The sequence below is a fragment of the Halorubrum sp. GN11_10-6_MGM genome (genome assembly GCF_005435165.1).
GTDB lineage: Archaea > Halobacteriota > Halobacteria > Halobacteriales > Haloferacaceae > Halorubrum.
On sequence record NZ_SGUC01000024.1, the window covers coordinates 13,582 to 36,596 of the forward strand.

General features: G+C 57.4%; 16 protein-coding genes. 7 read left to right on the forward strand and 9 right to left on the reverse strand.

Annotated features, from left to right (window positions below; all coding sequences use genetic code 11):
• Positions 1 to 5 precede the first annotated feature (5 nt).
• From EXE46_RS11745 to EXE46_RS11755, 3 genes are read right to left on the reverse strand one after another with little or no spacing between them, the layout of a single operon-like run.
• On the reverse strand, positions 6 to 362 hold the full coding sequence (locus tag EXE46_RS11745; protein WP_137688580.1) for a hypothetical protein: 357 nt from the start codon (positions 360 to 362) through the stop codon (positions 6 to 8).
• A complete protein-coding gene (locus EXE46_RS11750) occupies positions 355 to 10,809 on the reverse strand; it encodes a cadherin-like domain-containing protein (RefSeq protein WP_137688581.1) in 10,455 nt (3,484 codons plus the stop codon). The genes EXE46_RS11745 and EXE46_RS11750 overlap by 8 nt, the downstream gene beginning before the upstream one ends.
• The gene (locus EXE46_RS11755) at positions 10,806 to 11,123 is read right to left on the reverse strand and encodes a hypothetical protein (RefSeq protein WP_137688582.1); all 318 of its coding nucleotides are present in this window, start codon (positions 11,121 to 11,123) and stop codon (positions 10,806 to 10,808) included. Before EXE46_RS11755 ends, EXE46_RS11750 begins: the two co-directional genes overlap by 4 nt.
• Positions 11,124 to 11,638: 515 nt before the next feature.
• Here EXE46_RS11755 and EXE46_RS11760 point away from each other — a divergent pair.
• Positions 11,639 to 12,442, forward strand: a complete 804-nt coding sequence (locus tag EXE46_RS11760) for a recombinase family protein (RefSeq protein ID WP_137688583.1) — start codon at positions 11,639 to 11,641, stop codon at positions 12,440 to 12,442.
• A gap of 134 nt (positions 12,443 to 12,576) precedes the next feature.
• Here the strand turns inward: EXE46_RS11760 and EXE46_RS11765 are convergent, their stop codons facing one another.
• A complete protein-coding gene (locus EXE46_RS11765) occupies positions 12,577 to 13,059 on the reverse strand; it encodes a hypothetical protein (protein ID WP_137688584.1) in 483 nt (160 codons plus the stop codon).
• 237 nt (positions 13,060 to 13,296) lie between these two features.
• Here EXE46_RS11765 and EXE46_RS16865 point away from each other — a divergent pair, with 237 nt between their 5' ends.
• Together EXE46_RS16865 and EXE46_RS11770 are read left to right on the forward strand one after the other, a co-directional pair.
• A complete protein-coding gene (locus tag EXE46_RS16865; protein ID WP_158413949.1) occupies positions 13,297 to 13,455 on the forward strand; it encodes a hypothetical protein in 159 nt (52 codons plus the stop codon).
• Positions 13,456 to 13,720: 265 nt separating this feature from the next.
• A complete protein-coding gene (locus EXE46_RS11770; RefSeq protein WP_241981549.1) occupies positions 13,721 to 14,212 on the forward strand; it encodes a hypothetical protein in 492 nt (163 codons plus the stop codon).
• A 165-nt stretch (positions 14,213 to 14,377) separates the two neighbouring features.
• Here EXE46_RS11770 and EXE46_RS11775 read toward each other — a convergent pair whose 3' ends face one another.
• The 5 genes from EXE46_RS11775 to EXE46_RS17750 all read right to left on the reverse strand — a co-directional run bounded on the left by EXE46_RS11775 (position 14,378) and on the right by EXE46_RS17750 (position 18,359).
• Positions 14,378 to 15,211 (reverse strand): phosphate ABC transporter ATP-binding protein, encoded by an 834-nt coding sequence (locus tag EXE46_RS11775; protein WP_137688585.1) that lies wholly within the window; start codon positions 15,209 to 15,211, stop codon positions 14,378 to 14,380.
• Positions 15,208 to 16,065, reverse strand: coding sequence for a PstA family ABC transporter permease (locus EXE46_RS11780; protein ID WP_137688586.1), 858 nt, complete (start codon positions 16,063 to 16,065; stop codon positions 15,208 to 15,210). The genes EXE46_RS11775 and EXE46_RS11780 overlap by 4 nt, the downstream gene beginning before the upstream one ends.
• Positions 16,062 to 17,009, reverse strand: a complete 948-nt coding sequence (gene pstC / locus EXE46_RS11785; RefSeq protein ID WP_394348198.1) for a phosphate ABC transporter permease subunit PstC — start codon at positions 17,007 to 17,009, stop codon at positions 16,062 to 16,064. Before pstC ends, EXE46_RS11780 begins: the two co-directional genes overlap by 4 nt.
• Complete coding sequence (locus EXE46_RS11790) at positions 17,003 to 17,986, reverse strand: PstS family phosphate ABC transporter substrate-binding protein (RefSeq protein ID WP_137688588.1); 984 nt, start codon at positions 17,984 to 17,986, stop codon at positions 17,003 to 17,005. Before EXE46_RS11790 ends, pstC begins: the two co-directional genes overlap by 7 nt.
• A gap of 226 nt (positions 17,987 to 18,212) precedes the next feature.
• Entirely contained in the window at positions 18,213 to 18,359 is a 147-nt protein-coding gene (locus EXE46_RS17750; protein ID WP_137688589.1) for a hypothetical protein, read from the reverse strand.
• Positions 18,360 to 18,736: 377 nt separating this feature from the next.
• Between EXE46_RS17750 and EXE46_RS11800 the strand changes: the two genes are divergently transcribed.
• From EXE46_RS11800 to EXE46_RS11815, 4 genes are all read left to right on the forward strand, one after another.
• Positions 18,737 to 19,537 carry a UbiA family prenyltransferase gene (locus EXE46_RS11800; protein WP_241981551.1) on the forward strand — a complete coding sequence of 267 codons (801 nt, stop codon included), beginning with the start codon at positions 18,737 to 18,739 and terminating at the stop codon, positions 19,535 to 19,537.
• 87 nt (positions 19,538 to 19,624) lie between these two features.
• Positions 19,625 to 21,304: a histidine kinase N-terminal 7TM domain-containing protein gene (locus tag EXE46_RS11805; protein ID WP_241981552.1), complete on the forward strand. Its 1,680-nt coding sequence runs from the start codon at positions 19,625 to 19,627 to the stop codon at positions 21,302 to 21,304.
• A 295-nt stretch (positions 21,305 to 21,599) separates the two neighbouring features.
• The gene (locus EXE46_RS11810; RefSeq protein ID WP_137688590.1) at positions 21,600 to 21,749 is read left to right on the forward strand and encodes a DUF2080 family transposase-associated protein; all 150 of its coding nucleotides are present in this window, start codon (positions 21,600 to 21,602) and stop codon (positions 21,747 to 21,749) included.
• Between the two features lies 1 nt (position 21,750).
• Positions 21,751 to 22,980, forward strand: coding sequence for an RNA-guided endonuclease TnpB family protein (locus EXE46_RS11815; RefSeq protein ID WP_137688591.1), 1,230 nt, complete (start codon positions 21,751 to 21,753; stop codon positions 22,978 to 22,980).
• Positions 22,981 to 23,015: the final 35 nt, after the last annotated feature.

A 23,015-nucleotide genomic window follows, 5' to 3' on the forward strand; every position in this document is an offset into this window, starting at 1 on the left:
CCAGCTCATTCCGTCCGCTGTGTGTTGAGAATCACCGCAAGGGCACCGCCGACGAGTATAAACGCACCGAACAGCACAATCAGGACGGTCTGGTTCTCAATGCCGTACCCGAACACGAATACACCGACCATCGCCGAGATTACCCCTCCGGCCTGGCGGACAGCTGAGTACTGCGCTTCATAAATTGCGGCCCCAGTAACTGCGATAATCGAGAGGAGAATCCCAGCCCAGTATAGCGGGCTAGCCGAACCGATGCCGACGACGGAGACCGCTAGAGACAGCGCTGCGATGATAATACCCGCTACGGCGATCCGACTCCCCCATCGGACGCCATCGGCAAGGGTGTCGGAGTGCTCACTCATCTTTCTCACCACCGGTATCGTCGTTTTGTATCTCGAGGAGTTGTCCCATCATACCCCGCTGCCAGATGGGATACACGACGAGCAACAGGCCCACGAGTGGTATAAGAAGCCACCAGTACCAACAGATGACCAAGGATCCGTAATCGATCCCGAACATCTCACACCCGCTGTCTTCGATGGTAGGCCCAGTAACCACGAACTGCGAATACCCGTTCGTCGTGGCACGGAATCGGTAGGCAGAATCAGATTCAGAGACCAGCGTGACATTCTGCGTGCGCCACTCGCCATCGGAGTACCGTTCGAATGAGATCTCATCAGGCTCAGTTCCCGCCGGCACTGCCGATTTTTGTACCTTGAAGACAAACGACGTATCCGTGAAGGTTTCACTCGGTACGGTGTAGTCTACTGAGACGTACTGGACTGCTGACCTGTCTGGCTCTGTGACCACGGCATCCGACCGAATTGGGTCTGTTGAGTGGGTTACATTCATACTGAAGTTACCGGTTCGGGTCACAGTCATATTGGTTTCCTCAATGTTCGCCGGGCGACCAGTAATACTCGGACGTGACGTATTGACCAGGTAGTTGCTATTCTCGGGAATGTATTTTCCTTCAATATTGACCGTTCTGTCGTCAGTATCTGTGTCGACACCAACTTCCTGTACGACGAGGTATGCCCCGGTGTTCGAGAGCCAGACGTCAATCTGTGAGACCCTCGCGTTGCTGACAATCTGGAGCTGTGCCTGCCGCTCGTCAGTTGTCCGTGGAGTAAACCGGATGTAGATCTCACGGCGCTCGCCCGGAGCTAGGGTAAACGGGGCGTCGCTGTCGTTGACCACAGCAAACTCGCTGGGATGTCGCCCAGTGATTGTGGTCTCCTCAATGACGAGTGTGCTGTTCGAAGTTACCAGATTCCTCACCACGATGCTCCGGATCTGGGGCTCTCCGACCGTGTCGTTCTCGAACTGGACTCGCTCTGGTTCGACACCGATTTGTGGCTGTGTCGAACTCGGCCCCTCAGTCGTGGGTGGAGTGGGCGTCGTGGTCGTGCCGCCGTCATCTCCATCACTCTCATCGCTTCCGTCGCCACTGTCACTTCCATCACTCTCATCGCTTCCGTCGCCACTGTCACTTCCATCACTCTCATCGCTTCCGTCGCCACTGTCACTTCCATCACTCTCATCGCTTCCGTCGCCGTCATCGCCTCTATCGCCACCGTCACTGTCATCATCTCCGTCACCACCGTCACTGCCATCGCCACCGTCGCTGTCATCACCTCCATCGCCACCGTCGCTGTCATCGCCTCCATCGTCACCGTCACCACCGTCGCTGTCATCACCTCCACCGCCACCGTCGGTTGACGTATCTACGTCTGTAGTGTCTTGTTGGTCTTCAGCACCGTCGTTACCCGCGTTGTCTTTGGCCGTCTCCAGCGTCGCGTTGTAGGTTCCGTCACTGCTTCCGTTATAGATCGCGGTATAGGTTCCGTTCGTCGCATCGTAGATGAAGTCGTCCTCCGTTAGCGTCGTGTTCTCCGGCCCGCTCAGATCCACGCTGATGTTCGACAGCTCTTCGCTGCTGTTGAACGTCACCAACACGTTCTGTCCGGGTTCTTCCGAGACATTGAACGAGTCGTCCGGAATGTCGGGTGCGGTCGTGTCGACGGTCACCTCGTCAGACTGTCCGGTGGCACCATCGTTGCCGGCGCCGTCCTCAGCCGTCTCCACCGTCGCGTTGTAGGTACCGTCGCTGCTGCCCTCGTATGTGGCGGAGTAAGTGCCGTTGTTGGTGTCGTCGGTGAAGTCCTCCTCAGTCAGCGTGGCGTCTTCAGTGCCGGAGACGTTGACGCTGATGTTGTTGAGTTCTTCGCTGCTCTCGAAGCTAACGGAGACGTTCCGGCCCTCTGGGTTCGAGACGCTGACGTTCGAAATTGTTGGTGGGGTCGTGTCGACGGAGAAGTTGACCGTGTCGGAGCCGACGTTGCCGCTGCCGTCGGCGGCGTAAACCGTGACGTTGTGCTGGCCGTCGGAGAGAGTCAGCGTTTTGTTCAGCGTCTGGGTGCCGTTGGCACCGCCGCTGGCGGTCTGGTTGGCAGCGCCATCAACGCTGTATGTCCAGTCACCCGTTTCGTTCGCGCTCGCGTTGAACGCAACGGTACCGGTGGCAAACGTCTCACCCTCCGTCGGCTGGTCGATACTCACTTCCGGGGCGGTCGTATCGCCGGTGATTGTCACCGTCAGCGTTGCCGTATCAGTGCCACCTTCCTGATCGCTCACAGTGTAGTCGAAGATGTCGTTCAGCGTCTCGCCAGCGGCCAGCTCCTGGACATCCGTTGAGGTGTCGTTCAGGTTGTAGGTGTAGTTGCCGTCGGCCTCGATCGTCACATTGCCGTAGTTGCCCGCCACCGTCGAGTTGACATCCCCGTCGCTGTCGTTCACTTCGGAAACCACTAACTGACCGACCGGGTCGTCGTCGCTGTCGATGCCGTTTCCGTCGTCGTCACCGATAACGTTCCCGCTGGCACTGGTCGGCCCGTCCTCGCTCACCGAGGCATTATTATCGGTCGCATTCGGCGCCGGGTTGTTCACCGTCCAGTCGAATGTGCCGGTTTGGTTGGCGTTAGCCTTGCCGCTGCCGTCGTCGGCCGTGATAGTGACGTTGTAGGGTCCGTTCTGCGAGGCCGAGTCGTTGATCGTGCCGTTGATTTCGCCGGTGCTCGAGTTGATCGTCAAGCCGGTCGGCAGGTTGCTGGCGTTGTATGTCAGCGTGTCGCTGGCATCGATGTCGGAGAAGTTGTTCGAGATGTCCACGCTCACCGTGTCACCGTCGTCGTCGGTCTGGTTCGGCAGCGCCGTGTCCAGAACCGGCTGGTCGTTGGTGCCGGTGATGGTCACCGTCAGCGTCGCCGTATCGGTGCCGCCTTCTTGATCGCTCAAGGTGTATTCGAAGGTGTCGGTTAGCGTCTCGCCAGCGGCCAACTCTTGGACGGTGGTGAAGGTGTTGTTCAGGTTGTAGGTGTAGGTGCCGTTGGCCTCAATTGTCACGTTACCGTAGTTACCCGTCACCGTCGAGTTGACATCCCCATCGCTGCCGTTCACTTCGGAAACCACCAACTGACTGACCGGGTCCTCGGGATCACTGTCTGCGCCGTCGTTGTCGTCATCATCGATAACGTTCCCGGTGGTGATAGTTGAGTCGTCCTCGGTCACAGAGGCATTGTTGTCAGTCGCCGTCGGCGCTGGGTTGTTCACCGTCCAGTTGAACGAGGCGTCCACGCTCGTGCCCGTCTCATTACCGCTGTCGTCAATGTCGGTGGCGGTGACGGTGACGTTGTAGGTCCCGTTCTGTGAGGCCGAGTCGTTGATCGTGCCGCTGATTACGCCGGTACTCGAGTTGATCGTCAAGTTGGTCGGCAGCCCGGTCGCCGAGTACTCCAGCGTATCTGTGGCATCGACGTTGGAGAACTCCGTCGACGTATCTATGCCCGATATCTCCTCACCGTCGTCGTTGGTCCGGTTGTCCAGGCCGGTCGTTGTCGGCGCGTCGTTCTCGCCGTTGATGGTGATGGTGAATGTCTGATCGGCGCCGGTGTCATTGCCACCGTTGTCGGTGCCGCCGTCGTCCGTCACGTCCACGGTGACTGTCACCGTTTCGCTCTCACCGTCGGCCAATATCTGGCTCGGTGTGAAATTCAACGTGCTGTCGTTGCCGTCCGTATCCGTGAAATTGGGCGGGGTATCGAACAGTTGGGTAGCGTTGAAGTTGGTTCCGTTACTGACATCGGAAACGTTGAACGTGACGGTCTGACTGTCTTCGTCGGCGCCGCCGCCTTCCTCGACCGATTCCATGAAGTCGTTTTCGGTCTGCTCACCGTCATCTTCATTCACGGTGAAGTTCTGCGACGGGCTGGCCGACGGGGCGTCGTTGACCGCATCCACATCGATTGTCAGTGTGTTCCCATCCGTGTAGGAGCTGCTACGATTGTCGCGCACCGAGAAGTTGAACTCGGCGAAGCCATCGCCGTTCTCATCGGCCGGTGACGTGTAGGTCAGGTTGCTATCGTTGAGGTTGGACCGACTGATGTTATCGTCTTCATCCACCTGGGCACCGCTGAGGTTGAGCGTGCCGTTGTCCGGCAGCGTATTGATGCGCACCTCACCAAGCGTGTCCATCTCGCCGCCGGGCTGGCTGTAGTTGAAATCGCCCGCGGAGAAGGTATAGGTGGTGTCCTCATCCGCGGTGACGGTGTTGTCCGAGGCCTCGGGCGGGTCGTTCCGCTCGTTGATCGTCACCGACGCGGAGAGTGTGTCGTTCAGAGCCGGGCCGCCGGCATCGTTGTCACCGCCATTGTCGTTGTTGCCGTCGCTGAGCGTGACCGTGATATTGCGTGTGCCATTAAAAGTGTCCGAGCTGCTGTTGTAGCGCAGTGCCTCCAAGATGGTGTTCGCCTGACCGGTCGTCGCTGTGGTACTGAGATTCACCACCAGATCGTTGCCGTTACTGCCGCCGCTCACACTGGCGATACCATTCAGGTTGCTGTCGTTGATCGTAAGCTGGTCGAACGATTGGCCGCCGTCGTCCATCGACACTGTGATGTTTCCGGAACCGAATTCGTCTACGCCGGCTGTCGTGTTGATGTCGATATCGGAGACGTTTGCGCCGGTGACCAGCTGTTGGGGAGCGGTGCCGTTGTTTGGTTCCGTGCTCTCGTCAACCGTCGCCGAGGTACCGGTGCCATCCAAGACTGGTGCGTCGTTGCGTGGGCTAACCGACGTATTTAGATTGGTGACATTCGACCAGATGTCGGTGTCGTTGTTCGGGTCGTCGCCTACAGCCTCGGAGATATCCGCACTGGTGTTGAAGCTCTGCTCCGCATCTGCCAGCCTGACGTCGAGAGCACCCGGCGTGCCGGTGTAGTTGCTCACCGGCACGAAGCGCAGCTCGGCATTAGTAGGCAGGATGATAGCGCTGGTATCATCCAGCCCCTCCTGCGAAATATTGGTCCAGTTCCCACCGTTATCAGTGGAGTACTCCCACGTGCCCTCGGAACTCGCGTTGGCGGCATTGCCGACGATGGCGATAGCGCCCAGACTGGTGCTGTTATCGTCACCACCGGTGATGTCCGTCTGATCGTCGATACTATCGTCGAACACGCCATCAAATAGATCGATTACTGTGTCACCGGCTGTGCCATCCTCTTCCGATGATAGTATTGCATTACCCGTTGCGGACGGCGGATCGTTCTCGTTCGTGACATGGGTCTCGATCGATACGTTGTCCGTCGACCAGCTCCCTGTCTCGCCCGTCCCGCCCACTTCGGACAGATCCTTGAGATCCCCAGCACCGTTGCTGACATTTGAACTAAGATCCGTACTGTTATCGGCCAGACGCACGTCCAGCGTTCCTGGGGTGCCGTGGAAGTCGGCAGCCGGGTCGAAGCGGATCTTGCGGCTTGCATCGACCACCAGGGCGTCGTTCGCATTAAGATCGGCCGGCACGTCAATCCAGCCCTCACTCCCGTTGCTGACCTGCCAAGTGCCCTGCGACGTGGTGTAGTTGGTCAAGCCGGTGATGGCCACGTAACTGAACGCGGTTGAGGTGTCGCCGCCACCATCTGCTGTCTGATTGTCTGTCCCGTCGTCATAGGTGCTGTTGAGGAGGCTCGACAACGTCTCACGGGTGCCGGTCTGATTTTCGACAGTTGCGTTAACATTCTCCGGGTCACCGGAGGCGACCGGGCGATCGTTGACCGGATTGACCTCGATAGTCGCTGATTCACTGGCGTTTAGAGCACCTCCGCTGCCCGTGTTGCCCAGGTCATCGACTTTGACCGTGATGGTATCCGGGTCAGCGGTCCCGTTGGTATGGAAATCATCATCGGGCGTATAGACCAGCCCGTCAAGCGCGGTATTGATCTGGCTCTCGGTGCCGTTGATGGTCAGTGATTCGGTGTCATTGCCTTCCAGCGACGCGCCGGAGCTCGCGGCTGTCACGGTGCCGTGGTCAACCGAAACGGTCGCCTCCATGTCAGCGCCGAAGTCGTCGGGATCGCTGACGTTGAATGTAGTGCTGTTACCGCTGGAGAAGGTCAGGCTGGCGTCCTCATCGACGCTCCGGTTGGACGGAGCGTTCACCGACGGCTCATTGTTGGTCTTAGACACTTCGATACTGAATGTGTCGGTGACCGTGTTGTTGCCGTCCACGCCGACACCTTCCGTGCCGGTGCCGTTGCCCGTGGCAGGTTTCCGATCGTCGGCGGTGACATTCATGAAGATGATTTCGTCCACGTTGGGATTATCCGGGGCGTAGTCCATGCTGTTCAGGGTCGCCCGGACGTCCGCTGCCGTGCCGTTGACGGTGACTGTGGCAGTGCCATTGTCTGTGACGGTAGCACTACCCGAAGACGTGAGGTTGATCGTGCCGTCGGAACCGCCGCCCAGTGTCGCCGCGACGTCGACGCTTATGAAGTCATCTGCCCCCTGATCGGTGTCGACCGTGTCCGACACGTTGAAGCCGTTGATGGCGGTGCTGTTGCCGCTGTCGAGGGTCTGGTTGGCCGGCACGTCCAGGGTGGGCTGGTCGTTGACCGGGATGATCTCTATGGTGTTGTTCATCACATCGGTCTCCTGGCCGTCGGCGTGGTCGAAGTCCTCGAATGTAGTTTTCAGATAGAGTTCGCCGATGCCATTGACCGGGCCGTTGTAGTCGGGAGCGCCCTCGAACTGGAGGTCGTTGAGCGCGGCCTCTACGTCGGAGATCGAACCGGTCAGTGTGATGTTATTGCTGTCGTCACCTGTCGATGACGTCAGGCCCGTGGTATCGCCCAGGCGCAGGCTGCCTTGGTTTGCGGCATTCGCCGGATTGGTTCGCTCGCTATCATTGTAGAGCTCGACGGTGACCGTGACATCCTTGTCGAAGCTGTCCACGTCACTGAGGTTGAAGCCATCCAAGGTGACCTGGCTGTCCTCGTTGACGCTATAGGTGTTAGTGTTGGTGATGGTGGGCGCATCATTGCCATTCGAGGCGCGCAGCGTGATATTCTGAGTGACACGGTTATTGGCTGCGTTGATCGGCGTGCCGTCGGAGTTGTTGAGCGCGGGACCGCCGTTGGCGCCGGAGGTGGGGGTACCGCTGCTGTTGTAGAGGCGGTCGTCGGCGATGACGCGGATCGTGTAATCGTCGGCATTGACGTTGGCTTTGGTGCTGAAGGAAACGGTCGACAAATTCAGCACGTCGTCGATTTCGGCCTTGTTGCCCTGGACGACGAGCGACTCGGTGCCCTTGCCGGAGACATAGGCATTGCTGCTGCTCGGATCGGTGGCGGTGTAGTTGAGCTGCCCGGCGTCGACGAGGTCGCCCGAGCTGTCGCGCACACTGAGCTCGACCCGCATGAAGTCTGTCTCGTTCGTATCGATTCCGTCCTGGAGGTCAACGTCATCCACGGTGATGTCCGGAATATCCGTGGTGTTGTTACTTGGAGCAAAGGCGTCGAGCGAGCCGGGCGCATCCAGTTCCGGCACGTCATTCCGCTGGGTGATGTCGATGTTGTAGGTGGACGGCGTGGCCGTCGTACCCTGGGGGAAGTTGGTTGTGTCGTTGGCCTGAAAGTCACCGTCACTGACGATATAGTCGAACGAGTCGGTGTTGTTGTATGTGGCGGCTTCGGTGCCGTCATGCTCGTACTGGATATTGCCGTCATTCAGATCGGCCTGCGTGAAAGAAGAGCCCACGCCGACCGGATTGCCGTTCAGCAGGAGTTGACCATGTGCCGGGGCGTCTCTGATGCGGTACTGGCGTTGGGTGCTGGAGCTGTCGTTGTCGCCGAAGGACAGATGAGCACCGTCCGCGGGCGTCGGCTCGCCGGACCCCGTCACGTTGTTGATAGTATCATAATCGGTGGCACCACCGATGGTGACGGCCTCACCTTCCAGCACGGGGCCGGCTTCGTCCGTTGTTAGCTGGGATTTCGAAACAAAATCAGGCTCTGGCGGGTCGTTAATTGGGTAGATGACGATGGACACGCTGGTCTGTGTGCCCGTGCTGTTGGCGTTGGTGTCCGTAGCATCCCCCGAACTCACGCCGGCATCATCTACGGGGGTAATAGCAAAGTCGTCGGTGAAGTTTTCCGTGCCGTCGTGGGTGTACTCGAGGGCTCCGTCTTTGAGCTGGGCCTGGGTAACATTGTCACCCGCCGTCACCGCCGCGCCGTCGAGCGTGAGCGTACCGTTGCTCGGCAGGCTGTCGATGGTGAAGCTCAAGTTCTGATCGGCTGCAAAGCCGGTCTCGTTGTCCGAGGCCGAGTTGTCGGGGTCAGACAGGGCGACATTCGTGCTCGTCAGCGTGACATTCTGCTCCTCGTTGACGAACGCGGTGTCCGTCTTAGCCGACGGCGGGTCGTTCTGTGGGGTGACGTCGAGGTCGAAAGTCTGATCGGGCGAGGTCGCTTGTCCGTCCGATAGGGAGTACTTGAAGGAATCGACGAAGTTCTCGCCGCCGTCATGGGCGAAGGTGACCTCGCCATCGTTGACATCCGCCTGGGTGAAGCTCTGGCCCACTCGCAAGCGGTCTCCGTTCAGGCGGACATCACCGCTGGCAGGCAAAGTTTCGAGCCGATAGACGATCTCACTAGGTGATTGTTCGTCGTCGCTGGCGTTCAGCATAGACTGTGTCAGGGGAACCGTTTCACCTTCCAGAAGAGTAGTCGTATTGCTGCCGACCAAGGACGGCGGGGTATTTTTCGGCGCGTCTGAGTCCGGCGCAGTCCCCGTAGTTGCGCTATCGGTGACGTTGACGGTGAAGGTGTTTTCGGTCAGCGGGCTGTTCTGGGCATCGGTGTCGTAGATGCCGCCCTCGCGCACATTGGGAAGGATGCGGAACCCGCCATCCTGCACGGTGAAGGAGAAGCTGTCCGCGCGTGTACTGTTCTCGGACGGGACATTCCTGGTGACATACTGAACGTTACTGGCGTCGATATCGGCCTGGGTAAATGTGGCACCAGCCTGCAATCTCTGACCATCGACCTCGAAGTAGCCGTCGGCCGAATTGGGCACGTCGGTGACGTTGTACGTCAGCGTGTCGTCCGCCGAGTCCGGATCGGTGAGGTTGAGCATATCATTGGTGAGCGTCAGGCTGCTGTTCGAATTCAGGGTTTGCTCCTCATTCGTGGTCAGCGCCGGGTCGTCGTTATTCGGATGGATGTCGAGGGTAACCGTGCCCGTGGCAGTCTTCGGGTTGTCGGCACCGCCGCCGTCATCGGTCACGTTGATGTCGAAGCTGTCCGGTGCCGGCTCGGTGCCATCGTGGCTGTATGTGAGCTGAGTGATATTAGCCACCTCATCGCCCTCGTCGACGGAGGTACCGTCGTAGTAAAGATCGCCTTCCGTGGGCAGGCTCTCGATGGTGAATTCAGTGATGGAGTCGCCCTCGGGGTCGGTGATGTTGATCGCGCCACGTTTTCCCCCGAGAGTGGGCAGCGTTCCGTTATTATCGAGGGGTACATCGGTCTCGTTCTCAATGACCGTGACGGTGCCACCGACGCTGGGCGGTTGGTTGACCGGTTCGAGGTTGACCGTCACCGGCTGATCTTCCAGCAGACCACCGGCCCCATCGTCGTAGGTCAGATTGAAACTGTCGTTGTCGGGGGAGGTGACTTGAGAGCCGTCATGGACATAGGCGAGGTTGTCCAAGTTCCCGGCGGCCAAGGTCGAACCGGTGGTAACCGGGTTGCCGTTGAATTCGAGGCTGCCCTGCCCAGGTAGTGAAGCAATTTTGATGACGGTCTGTTCCTGGTTGTTGTCGATCTCGGTTAGTCCCAGTTCGTCCTGCGTGAATCCCTGGCCGGATGAGTTCGGCGCATCGAAGGTGGCCGAGCCCCCCTCACTGACCGTCAGGCCCGTGGCGCTGCTCTGGTTTACCGCCGGTGCGTCGTTGATGGGAGTCACCGCAAGGTTGTCCACCGTGTACGAGGTGTTATCGTCGTTGGTGGTGTCGGTAAAGGTAATGTCGATGGTCGGATCATAGCCGGAGAGCTGGCTGTTCTGATCCGCCTCGGGCGTGAAGTTCATGCCGCCGAGGGCGTCATTGACCTCGGCGACGGAGCCAGTGATCGTGACGGTGTCGCTGCCGTCGGTGCCGTTGGTGACGCTCGCGTTAGTGTTGGCAAGATCCACCGTGCCGCCGCTGACGGTGAATTCCGCCTTCATCGCGACCAGAGTGCCGTTAGTCGGATCTGGGGCATCGGCATCGGCTACGCTGATGCCGGTGATAGTGAGGTTGGTATCTTCTGGGGTCGTGCGCGGCTGGTCGGCCCCGGTATCCGTGACCTGGGGCGCCGAGCCTGACTGTGCGGTAACAGGCGCTGCTAGAGCCACGCTGCCGAGGATAACCATCGACGTGACCACGAGGATAGCGACGCCGATACTCAAGGCCACATCGAGACGTTCGCTCATTTAGTAATCACCTTGGTTTTCACCTCATGCCTATTCAGTACACTATTACTCTCGTTAATAGCGGGGACTATGGCAGCGTTGAGGTCGCTCTTCGGCCGTGTTGTCTCTACGTTGTCGGCTATTCTGTTGCCGTCGGTATCCAGATCATTCGGGGCGCTGCCGAGGTCGTTCTCAGTCGTGTCAGTCGGTCCGTCGCCGTCACTGTCAGTAGCCGCGACGGGCGTAACAGCTGCCACACCCGAGAGGACCGCAAACGCAAGGAAACATGAGAACCCATCGGCAAACATTTGTACGCGATGCGAACAGACACTCATTTTCTAACTCTGTATCAACCTTTGACAAATAAGTTACCATCTGACAGTATTATTTTGTCTTTCTACAGAGTGTGATAGAACGGTTTTTCTCATCAAATAGCAGGGAGAATGCTAAGGTGGTGTGAACTCCGCGACCCTGTAAGATGATCCCCCGGTAGAGTCGTTCTTCTGTACCGAGATTCAGAACGATAGTGTGTACTTGAAGGGACGCTAACAATTCCAACGCGATTGAGTATCAGCCAAGGTACAACGAGTTTGATCGCTCCCCGACGTGGTATAACGCATCCGTGCCTTAATTTGATGCTCGTGACGAGGGGGGTGGAATCGCGATGATTGAAAACAAGGCCCTTGTCATGGCGGAGAGGTATAATTCACGACTGTGTTGAGTTTATTATTTAATGTATCTCTGTTTGAGGGCTGGTCAGCTAATGTTAAACTGCGTCGAGAAGGTACTCCTTCTCTCAATTCTCAAAAAGATGTGTCTATTATATACTCGATGGTGGATAACGAGAAGTATGGACACTGTCGCGATCTATAGTCGTGTCTCGACGAGCGACCAAGACGCCAGCCGTCAACTCCACGAGCTTCGAGACTTCGCCGAGCGGGAGTACCCCGACGCTGAGATCGTAGAGTTTGTCGACATTATATCGGGCACGGCGACCGACGAAGCCGAACAGTACCAGACACTTCGCTCGGAAATCGCGACGGACGGCGTCGACGCTGTCGTAGTGGATGAGATCAGCCGCCTATCGCGTCTCGGCGGCGGAGAGATTCACGACTTCATCCAACACGCCATTGAGTATGATACGTCCGTACGTGACCGTGAAATCGGTCTGTCGATCGATGTCGACGGCAGCGAAGTCGATCAAGCCGTGAAGCAGATGCTTGCCTCACTACTCGGCGACCTCGCAAAAATCGAGCACAAACAGAAGCTACGACGGATTCGTTCCGGAATCGCGGCCGCACAAGACGCGGGGAAATGGACTGGCCGTCCGCCAACCGGATTCACAGTCGATGAAGAGAGCCGTCTCCGTGTCGACGTCGAAGCATTCCTTCGCCTTCGAGCCGGGATTGAACGGGTCGCCGCCGGCGAAGACCAAGCGAACGTCGCCGACGACATCGGGATCGCCACCTCGACACTGAAGAACGCATACACGAACCGTGCCGATCTCTACCTCTACGGCGGGGCTGATGACGAGCGCCTTGAGGCGGCCGTCAACGAGATAACACCACTCTCGGAACCAGAAGCGATCCCCGTCACAGACGAAGAGCGCGTTCGGCAGATCGTTCGCGACGAGTTACAATCAGGTCGCAACTGAGCGATTGGCCCTATCTCTTCTCGTTCAGACTGAATATCGTGTGAAACAGCTGGTCACTGAACAATGCGTACTTACCTATCGTCATCTCGGGATACCAAACGCTACGGGCCAGTACTTGAGACGGACGTGGCTGACTACGCCGCTGTCGATCCCAGGTTCTCCTGAATACGATCAAACAGATGGAACACAACTCCCAGTATAGAACAGAGCATGCCGATCGCCGCGAGTAGGAGCCAGCCGCCGAAGGCGAACGGGAGCATGCGGTCCGCAAGCGTTGTGAGCGGGGAACCTGAGCTCGGAAGTCGGGCAAGTTCTATGAACAGTGGAAGGACGGTCCCGACACTGCCCACGACCGCGCCGGCACTGAGGAACGCTCGGGCAAGACGCGTCGGCGAGCCGAAACGCACTACCGCCGCTAGCGTGGTCGCCTCCGCAAGCGCAAACAGGCCTGTGAGTCCGATTCCAAGACCAATCGCGGCGACAATACCCGCGACAAAGCCGTCGCCACGGGGTTCAGCGGGAATTCCACTAAGAGTGTACCACGCATAGCCGAGGCCAATACAACTGAGGAGCGCAGCACCGCCAGCGATTGCGAACGGGCGGTTACGGAGGGGCATATCGGTCGGTCACCCGTGATCGATATATTTTTTGTGTGTATTGACCGATCCGTGGTTCACCTGTACTGACCGCAGGGAGAATCAAACATAACAGGCTCTGTTGAAATCCTCAGAAAATGATATATTGAATCCGGTTGCGGTCACTACAGGATACTCACTAGTAGACCAGATCTCCATATAGTACGAGGCCGGCTGGGATGGCGAGAGATTATCTGTAATGAACAGAATATGATTAAGATGAGCGCAAACAAGAGCATCATCGGTCTTCAGGTATCCATACTAGGCTTGGCAGTAGCTAACTTCTACCGAGGGTCAGATATATTTGGGTTTTTAGTGCCTGTTGCCCTCTTATTATATGGTTCGTATCTGGTTGGAAATAACGAGTTTGATCGTTGAGAAGTAAGATACGCAGTTCTCATCCACCGGCTGTTTCACATGGAATTATGTCTGAACAATAGGATTTCAACAGAGCCACATAACACTATCTGAGGATTTCAACAGATCTACATGTTCGATAAGCGAATGGCACTCGTAGTCCGTGAGTCATTCTATGACAGTCCCTGAAAGAGTCCCGTTCCGTGAGGCCGAAGAACCGCCCTACGAGATAAGCAGTGGCCGGCCTGACGAAACCGACAAGTGAGCCAAGTAGTAAGAGGAAGTAATGAGTACACTACGGCGAAATGTGTTGGCGGCGGCCGTAACCGGATCAACGCTTGGGCTTGCCGGATGCGGTGATCTCTCGGGATCGGACGGTGACGCAGCTGGACAGACTACTGATGGAGAAGGCGGAGCCAATGATGACGGTGCGGCGCGCGCAACGATTGCACTTGATGTACAAGAAGAGATTCAGGAGGCTCAGGAAGAAATTGGTACACGTGTTCAGGAAGAAAACCTCTCGCGCGAAGACGCACAGGCAGAACTCCGCGATGCCCAAGTCGAGATTATTTCGGCTGCGATTGAGGATCTGCGAACGTACGTAGCAGATGTTGACGGCCTCACTGTAGAAAACGCCAACGAGCAGGCAGCTGCGGTTCTCGTCAATGGGCCAGCCGCAGCAGTGTTAGGCACGTTAGACACCACCCGTGTAAACGCCCTTCTCTCCGCCTCTGATTTCCCTGCTCCGCGGCAGGACGGACAGACTAACCGATCCTGACCAGGTTAAACGGTCACAAGATGAACGGGATTGAAGCCTACGCCGACGACACCGTTGTCTCGTGAACTCGGACGCCCTCGGCTGATCGAAGGGTTCTGAATATCTTCGTTACTTTCCAAACGACTTTTGCGCCGACGATGAGCGCGCGCTGTGATCCGTGGCTGTCTACTCGCCACCATCGGAGACCGGCGGTGTGACCGTGGGACCAGCGAGTGTGTCGTCGCGGTCAACCGGTGTTGAGCCGCCGATAAACGATTTTGTCCGCTCTTTCTGTGGATTTTCGAAGAACGACCGCACATCGTTGGCCTCAATGACCGCTCCGAGATAGAGGAAGACAACCTCGTCAGCGATTCGACGGGCTTGGGCCATGCTGTGGGTGACGAGAATGATCGTATACTCGGATTTTAGCCCTTTGAGCGTCGCCTCGACGCTTTCGGCCGACACCGGATCGAGCGCGGAGGTTACCTCATCACAGAGCAACACGTCTGGCTCGACGGCCAGCGACCGGGCGACACAGAGCCGCTGGATCTGACCGGTCGATAGTTCCGCACCCGGCGCGTCGAGCCGGTCGGACACTTCTTCCCAGAGGTTGACCTTCCGGAGATAGGTTTCGACCTTCTCATCAAGCTCAGCCTTCGACTCGTAGTCGCCGTGGATGCGCAGCCCGTAGGCGACGTTTTCGTAGATCGACACCGGCAGCGCGGTCGGCGTCTGTGGGACGTAGCCGATCTGTCTGCGGATCTCCGGGGCCGGCACGTCGGTGTTGTACACCGATTCCCCTGAGAGCAACACGTCGCCGTCGATTGCGACGTTCTCCTGGATGTCGTGGAGCCGGTTGAGCGATTTCAACAGCGTCGATTTCCCACAGCCCGAGGGGCCGATGATCGTCGTGAGCGTGTTCGCCGGGAAGTCGATTGAGACGCCTTTGACGGCCTCGATCTCGCGGTCGCCGGTGTACGTTACTGAAAGCTGGTCTGTCGTGAGTGGGATCTCTGTCATCTGTTTCCTCCAGGAGTGTATCGTGCATAGCGCCCGGCCAACAGCTTCGAAAGAAGAACCAAGCCGAGCACGACGACGGTCAACACGAACGCCGCCGCGTAGGCGTGAGAGCGAACCTCGGCGTTAAATGACATCGCCTGATCGAAGATGAGCACCGGCAGCGTCGTCGCCGCCTCGAACAGCCCGCCGGGCATCCGGGTGCTGCGGCCAGTCGTAAACAGCACGGTCGCCGCATCGCCGATCCCGCGGGCAAACCCCATCACCAAGCCGGCGATCACGCCCGGTGCGGCCGCCCGAACGGTCATCCGCATGCTCTCAAACCGGGTCGCGCCGAGCCCGTAAGTTGATTCCCGAACCGTCTCCGGGGCCGCGCGCAACGCCTCGTCGGTGTAGCGCGTCATGATCGGATACTGGAAGATGGCGATGGCGACGATGCCGAAAAACAGACTGGTCTGGGCACCCGTGGCGATGATGATCGTTAACACGAAGACGCCGTAGACGATTGGTGGGGTGCCCCACAGCACGTTGAGAAACATATTCACGACCTCGGAAAACCGCTCGCTGGAGTAGTCACTCTGGAGATAGACCGCCGTCGACACCGCAGCCACCATCGAGACGACTGTCGCCGGGCCGACGATAAAGAGACTGCCGAGCACCGCATGCAGGAAGCCGCCCGTTCCTTCGAGCATGTAGCGCGCGCCCGGCGGCGTGAGCACGATCGAGGGATCGGCGAGCAACACGCCGCCGCCTCTGGAAACGGTGACCCCGATCACCAACAGCAACACACCGACGACCAGCAGCGCGGCCGCCCGCACCGCAACCCCGAACAGCCGCTGTGTGGTATAGCGGTTCATCGGTACTGCCACCGCCGTTTGAGCCGCCGTTGAACGAGCATCGCCCCGAAGTTAAACAGCCAGACGACGACGACGAGCATCAGCCCGACGAAGATCAACGCCGACTGTGTGAGCGGTAGCGACATCAGCTCGCCGAAATCGTTGACGATCAGCGTCGGCAGCGTCTGACCCGTCGAGAAGATCGAGGTAGGTATCTGTGTCTGGCCGCCGATCAGCAACGCCGGCACGATCGTCGCGCCGAACACACGGCCAAACCCTAACAGGATCGCCGAAAAGATGCCCGGCCCGGCCGCCCGAAGCAGCACCGACCGGATCGTCTCGAACTTGGTCGCGCCGACGCCGAGCGACGTTTCCCGCAGCTCGTCGGGGAGCGATTCGAGCGACTCGACCGCCAGAGAGGTCATAAACGGGGTGACGACGATCGCCATCACGAGGCTGACGGTGAAGATACCGACGCCGACGGTGCTCTCGCTGAACACCGGGGCGACGTAGCTACTGATAAACGGCACGACGACGATCAGCGCGACCAGCCCGAAGATCACACTCGGGATCGCCGCCAACACGTCGATCAGCGCGGCGACGAGCGTCTTCGTCCGCCCCTCGGCGTACTCGGCAATATAGATCGCCGCACCGAGTGCAATGGGGATTCCCATCGCCATCGACAGCGCGGTGACGTAGACGGTGCCGACGATCGCCGGCAGAAAGCCGAACTCGTTGCTCGCGGGGTCCCAGTTTGCGGAGGCCAACATCGAGCTGAGCGGATACTCCGAGAGGATCGGCAGCGATCGGTAGAACAACAGCAGCGTGATCCCCGCAAACAGCGCGACCGCCAGATAGCCCGCCGCGGTGAGCCAGTAGCTGCTGTAGCGTTCGGCCAACAGCCGCCGGCCGAGCCGACTCGACCGAGCATGATTCCGGAGACTGTCGGTGTCAGTGGTCACGATTCGGTGTTGTTTTCGAGGGTCGCACGGCCGTCTTCGAGGCGATCCTCGGTCAGCGGAACGTAGCCGTTTTCGGAGACATACTGCTGGCCGTCGGTGAGCACCCACTCGATGAACGGCGCAACCGAGGCGTCGAAGGCTTCGTTTGCGGCGAGCCACATCTCGCGGGCCGGCGGTGCTGGGTAGTCGCCGCGCTCGACGGCTGCGAGCAACTCGCTTCGGGTCTGATAGAACGACTCGGACTCCGAGAGCCCGTCGCCGTCGCCGTCGAGGGGGATCGGCCGGATCTCGCCGTCGAGCTCGCCGGTGTCGAGGTTGTAGACGTAGTTGACGTTGTTCATAGCGATTGCGTTTTCGCTGTCGCCGAGCGACTTGGCGACCGGCTGATCGCCGTTGAAGTTGCCGTCCGAGAGCCCCTCAAGCTCGTCTTGTGTGTAGGCGTTGCCCTCGCCGCCGAGGAACTCGCCCCACTTTTTGTACGCCGCGGAGGCGTCCGAGCGGCCGTAGACGACGATCTCGGCGTCGACGCCGGCGTCCGGAAACAGCTCCCCCCAGTTGGTGATCTCTTTAGTAAATATTGCCTCTAACTCCGCTCTGGTTACCCCCTGTGACTGAATCTGGTCGATCACCGGGTTGTTTTTGTTGACCGTGCCGACAACGGTGTCTATCAACATCGGCACCGCGACAAGTCCGCGTTCGCGCTCTTCCTCGAAAGGCTCACGTCCCATCATGGCGACGTCGACCTGCTCGTTGAACAGGTCGGAGACCCCGACGCCGGTGCCGCCACCGGAGATGTCGAAGGCGAGATCGCTCTGCTTGGCGTAGATGTCGGCCCACACCTGTACCATCGGCAGTGGGCCAACGCCGCCGGAAATTCGCGCCGTTTGGCCCCTACCGCCGTCGAGACAGCCGGTGAGTGAAGCTCCGATGCCAACAGCCGTCGCAGTTAGCACAGATCGTCGTGAAGACTGCTCTGTCATCACCTCAACTAGAACCTCGATTAATATAGCCCCTCAGCCGATGACAAATATCGGCTGTTCACCAATATACACGAAAGTATTGCTGTCGTCTATGTCGTCAGCTGGAAAATGGCGTGGGGGGAGTCAGGGTAACAGCTGTCCTGTTACTCAGCTTTGAACGTTAGCGTCGGCTGTTGAGTGAACTAAGAGGTGATCGATCTCTTCGATAAGGTCATCGACGTCACGATCATCGTTGTCTCGAACGGCTGTGTTGAATCGCTGTAAGGCGTAGGGATTCACTAGTTGACGGAGCGCTTGATGTTCCCTGTTCGGCAAGAAGCGCCGCACGACCTTGTGCGACGTTGATCGGGCTACGCAAGTCGTGGGAGATCACGCTCGCAAACTCGTCGAGCTGGTCGTTCTGTTGCTGTAATCATCCAACCAGTTCATACTGATTTCTCCTAAGGGATACGAACCGCAATCACGATATGTCAACAAAATAGATAGTTGAGGGCCCCGCAAACAGACAGTTGATCTGCTGAAGGGTCTCTATCTATCTTTATTGTCAGTTGGAAGTAATTTATGGCGGACACCCAGGGAAGCAACAGCGTGTTTTCTTGCGGTGTCCCTAACAGAATGTCAAAGAAAAAACCAGAACGGACGAGTTCCGGCAAAGAAACTACCGGAACCGGTAGCAGTTTTCGTCCATCAGTCGAACTGTGGCATCGTATCCGAAAAGCCTGTATTTTTCTCCAACTTGATATTGTGGGCATGGGGATCGCGGGAACACTCGTCACGATGGTGATCTTGTCGCTTGAGCCATCCCTGGCACCCATCGTCGTTGGACTGGTTGCTTACGGTGTTTACGTCGGTGACAGAATCAGCGATGTGCGATATGACCCACAAGCGACGTCTGAGCGAAGTGCGTTCATCGGGCGACACAGGCGTCTGCTTTCGATTACGTCTGCTGGAGCATACGGACTTGCAATTACTCTCTCAGCGCTTGGTGGTCCACTCGCACTTGCGGTCACCCTCGTTCCAGGTGTGACTTGGATCTTGTACGTAGTGGATTTGTCTGAACGATCGCTTGTGCCACTCGAGCGCCTGAAGGCTATCTTTGTCCTTAACTCTACGCTTGTGGCACTAGCGTGGGCGACAGCAATGGTGTTCCTGCCAATTGTGTTTGCTGACGCCGTAATCACGCCGCTTGCCATCGTGTTGGCGATTTACTTCTTCGCAGACATTTTCGTCAACACTGAAATTCCGAACGTCCGTGACATCGAAGATGACGCACAGAATAATGTCTCAACGTTTCCGACTGTCGTCGGCGTCAACCGGACACGCCATCTATTGTATATCATCAACATGCTCTCAATTCTCGTCGTCGTTGGAGCGTTTCTTAGCGGATTCCTCCCAGCACTTTTCGCGGTGGTCCTTCTTGCTGGACGAGTGTTGGCGGTTTTCCTTAACAGTCGAATTGGGCGTAGTGATGACTACCGTCGCCTAGAGTTGCTCGGTGAGATGAACTACGTGTTCGTGGCGTGCGGACTGTTCATCGCTATCTCCGGGTAATCCACGGCGCTCTCTTTTTTTTATTGAAGGCACGTAGTTTAATTTCTTAGACATAAAGTTAGTATACATTGGTGTCCTTGTAATACTGTGTCGAATACTATTTTTCTGCTGTTTGTGCTACACATTTCTGTCGTTCTTGGCTCAGCTTCGGCCATCTTAGCGTGGAGAGAGGGACAAACTCCGGGGGCAAGACCTCTCGTACTACTGCTTGCCGGACAGGTATTCTGGTCGCTCATGCTCGTCTTTCGACTCCGAGCACCTGCCATAGAGGCGAAGCTATTCTGGATGCACATGATGTGGATCGGTGTCGTTGCAATCCCACTCGGGTGGATACTGTTTGCGTTATCATACACCGGTCGCGATCGTTTTTTGAACTGGAGATATGTATCGACATTCGCAGTCGTCCCGGTGGTGACCGTGATTTTGGCCATTCTCGGGCCGGCTCAAGATCTCCTCCAGATCAGTATCGCGCAAACCCAAAATCTCAGCGTCCTCCAGAACAACAACGGTGGCATCTGGTATTGGATCGTCGCCGCTTATACGTATTTACTGGGTAGCGTGGGCACTGCTCTGTTGATCGGGTTGGCTCTGGACCAGATGACTGCGTTTCGGAATCAGGCATGTACACTGATTGGAGCATTGTTTATTCCTTGGGTGATAAATTTCTGTTACCTCGCAGGTGTTCTCAAAACCCCTATCGACCCGACACCAATCGCATTTTCAGTTTCTGGCGTCATTTACCTGATCTCTATTCGGCGGTACAGTTTGCTGCGAACGAACCCGGCACCGAACAACAGTGCCCAAGGACTCGTATTCGATGGTGCCCAAGAGGGCATAGTTGTTCTTGATTTCAATGATAACGTCATTAACGTCAACGAACCGGCGCTAAAGATGCTCAATGTGCAAAGAGATGAACTGCTCGGGTCATCTGCGGCAGAGACGATCCCAAAGTATGAGGCGTTCCCAGATTCCGGGTCGTTTGAAGACTTTCTAACGATACAAACCAAGTCTGGCAAGAGGGATTTCAAGGTCAAAACCGTCGAGATTACTACACAGCGAGGGCAGGTCACTGGGAGCATGGTGACGTTACAGGACGTGACTGAGTTCTTACGCCAAGAACAGCGCCTGCAGGTTCTCAATCGCGTGCTTCGTCACAACATCAAGACAGAAACAAACCTAATACTTGGGTACAGCGAGAGCCTACCAGCGGAAGCAGCAGATCGGGTAAAACAAAGCGCCCTACAAATCGATGAGTTGGGACAGAAGGGTCGCGAGGCGATCCGGCTTTTCAGCCGTGCTCGAGAGAAACCTGAACTCAGGTCGATGCAGACAATCTTTGAAGAGCGACTGAGAGAGGTGAGATCACGCTTTCCGGACGTTACATTTGAGCTACAGTGTCCTGATCAGAACGTAGCTGTCGATGTTCTCGTTAGTCCGGTGCTTTCGAACGCTATCGAAAACGCTGCCGAACACAACAACAGTGACAGCCCACATGTTGAGATTGTTGCCAGCGTAGGTGAGCAGATAGAGATCGAAATCCGCGATAACGGGCCGGGGATACCCGAGTACGAACGATCCGTACTTTCTGAAGGAACGGAATCTGTGCTTCACCATGGGAGTGGGCTCGGACTGTGGATTATCAAATGGGGAACCGACCTCCTCGGCGGTCGTGTACAGTTTAGCGAAAGGGAAGTGGCCGGAGCTGTCGTCAGTATATCACTTCCACAAAAGGAACCGTCAGCGAACCAGAGCGGAAACGTGGGATGAGACTGTCTTCCTTCCCATGATTCGGTAGTCCCACACAGACGTGTTAAATAAACGGGTACCTGACAGATTTACATTAGTTACCTACCACACCCTGAAATGTGTGGCATTCAGCGTGAATTTCCTTTTTAACTGGAATTAGGCGCTAAGTCCCCTTCCTCAAGGAGTAACGCAGGGAGCGAAGCGACTGAGTAGCGCAGTAGGGAGGGGATACAGCGCCGCACGGTTCTCAAACACGTTCGCTGCCCGGCCCACAGCCCCACCGCTACTTTTATATCTATACATAATATATACATTGGTGATGGACAGGTTTGAAATCGAAGGCGAGGAAGTCCTCAACGGGACGGCAAAACCGTCGGGGAATAGTGCCCACGTCATCGTTCCCAAACGCTGGCGCGGAGCCGACGTGAAAGTCGTCCGCGTCTCCGAACCCGATTCAGACGAGTAAGATGAAGTACAACTACAAGTATCGACTCAACCCGACAGAAGCCCTCACCGAGACGCTTCTGTACCACGTCGATACTTGTAGGCAACTGTACAATCACGTCCTCTACAAACTCAACGAGGCAGACGACATTCCTGCTCGCTACGAGGCACAGGGGCGACTTCCCGACCTTAAATCGTGGTGGGACGACCTCGGAAATGTTTACTCGAAGGTGTTGCAGATGGCCGTCAAGCGGGTCTACGACAACCTCTCCACGCTCAAAGCGCAGAAGGAGAACGGGCGTGCTGTGGGGATGCTCAAGTGGAAGCCCCCTCGGGAGTATCGGTCGCTCACCTACAATCAGTCCGGCTTCGAACTCAAGAATACGAGTGGTCGGCCCGTGTTGTGGTTGAGCAAAATCGGTGAGATTCCGATTCACCTCCACCGAGACATTCCCGAGAACGCGACCATCAAACAGGTTACGGTCAAGCAAGAACCCACGGGCGAGTGGTATGCCACGTTCGGTATCGATGTGGACGAAGCAACGCCGGAGAAACCTGAGAGACCAGAACAAGTCGTTGGTATCGACGTGGGGATTCTCAAGTACGCCCACGATACTGACGGGTACGCCATTGAGAGTCCCGACTTCAGCGAGGAACGTGAGCGACTCGAACGCGCACAACGCGACCTCTCACGGAAACAGCACGGGTCTGCGAATTGGGAAAAACAACTTCGGGTTGTTGCCGACTGCTACGCTGACCTGAAGCGCAAGCGGCGAGACTTCTTGCACAAGCTCTCGAACTACTACGCGACCGAGTACGACTTGGTGGCCGTTGAGGATTTGGACGCGAAGGGACTGGTCGAACTCCCGGGCAACTCTCGTAACCGAGCGGGAGCGGCGTGGGGGACGTTCCTGCGGATGCTCGAATACAAGTGCGAGCGCGAAGGGACGCACTTCGTCGCGGTTGACCCGAAAGATACGACGAAAGAGTGTGCGTCATGCGGTGTCAAGACGGACAAACCGCTGTGGGTTCGTGAGCATTCGTGTCCGTCGTGTGGGTTCGAGGCGGATAGGGACGCGAATGCGGCGTGGAATATTCTTTCTCGTGGCCTCGGAAAAGTAGGAGTGGTTCACTCCGAATCAACGCCTGTGGAGACTGCGCTCCCTGTGGATACGTCCGTATCTGCAAAGCGCGTTGTGGAAGCAGGAAGCCCCACCCTCAAGGAGCGAACCGCGTCAGCGGTGAGCGAGTAGGGTGGGGTAGTTCACACGCTGAGAGCGGTAGGCGA

Coding starts and splice junctions, on each gene's coding strand:
- EXE46_RS11745 (WP_137688580.1), bottom strand. CDS start 362: ATGAGTGAGCACTCCGACACCCTTGCCGATGGCGTCCGATGGGGGAGT.
- EXE46_RS11750 (WP_137688581.1), bottom strand. CDS start 10,809: ATGAGCGAACGTCTCGATGTGGCCTTGAGTATCGGCGTCGCTATCCTC.
- EXE46_RS11755 (WP_137688582.1), bottom strand. CDS start 11,123: ATGAGTGTCTGTTCGCATCGCGTACAAATGTTTGCCGATGGGTTCTCA.
- EXE46_RS11760 (WP_137688583.1), top strand. CDS start 11,639: ATGGACACTGTCGCGATCTATAGTCGTGTCTCGACGAGCGACCAAGAC.
- EXE46_RS11765 (WP_137688584.1), bottom strand. CDS start 13,059: ATGCCCCTCCGTAACCGCCCGTTCGCAATCGCTGGCGGTGCTGCGCTC.
- EXE46_RS16865 (WP_158413949.1), top strand. CDS start 13,297: ATGAGCGCAAACAAGAGCATCATCGGTCTTCAGGTATCCATACTAGGC.
- EXE46_RS11770 (WP_241981549.1), top strand. CDS start 13,721: ATGAGTACACTACGGCGAAATGTGTTGGCGGCGGCCGTAACCGGATCA.
- EXE46_RS11775 (WP_137688585.1), bottom strand. CDS start 15,211: ATGACAGAGATCCCACTCACGACAGACCAGCTTTCAGTAACGTACACC.
- EXE46_RS11780 (WP_137688586.1), bottom strand. CDS start 16,065: ATGAACCGCTATACCACACAGCGGCTGTTCGGGGTTGCGGTGCGGGCG.
- EXE46_RS11790 (WP_137688588.1), bottom strand. CDS start 17,986: ATGACAGAGCAGTCTTCACGACGATCTGTGCTAACTGCGACGGCTGTT.
- EXE46_RS11800 (WP_241981551.1), top strand. CDS start 18,737: ATGGGGATCGCGGGAACACTCGTCACGATGGTGATCTTGTCGCTTGAG.
- EXE46_RS11815 (WP_137688591.1), top strand. CDS start 21,751: ATGAAGTACAACTACAAGTATCGACTCAACCCGACAGAAGCCCTCACC.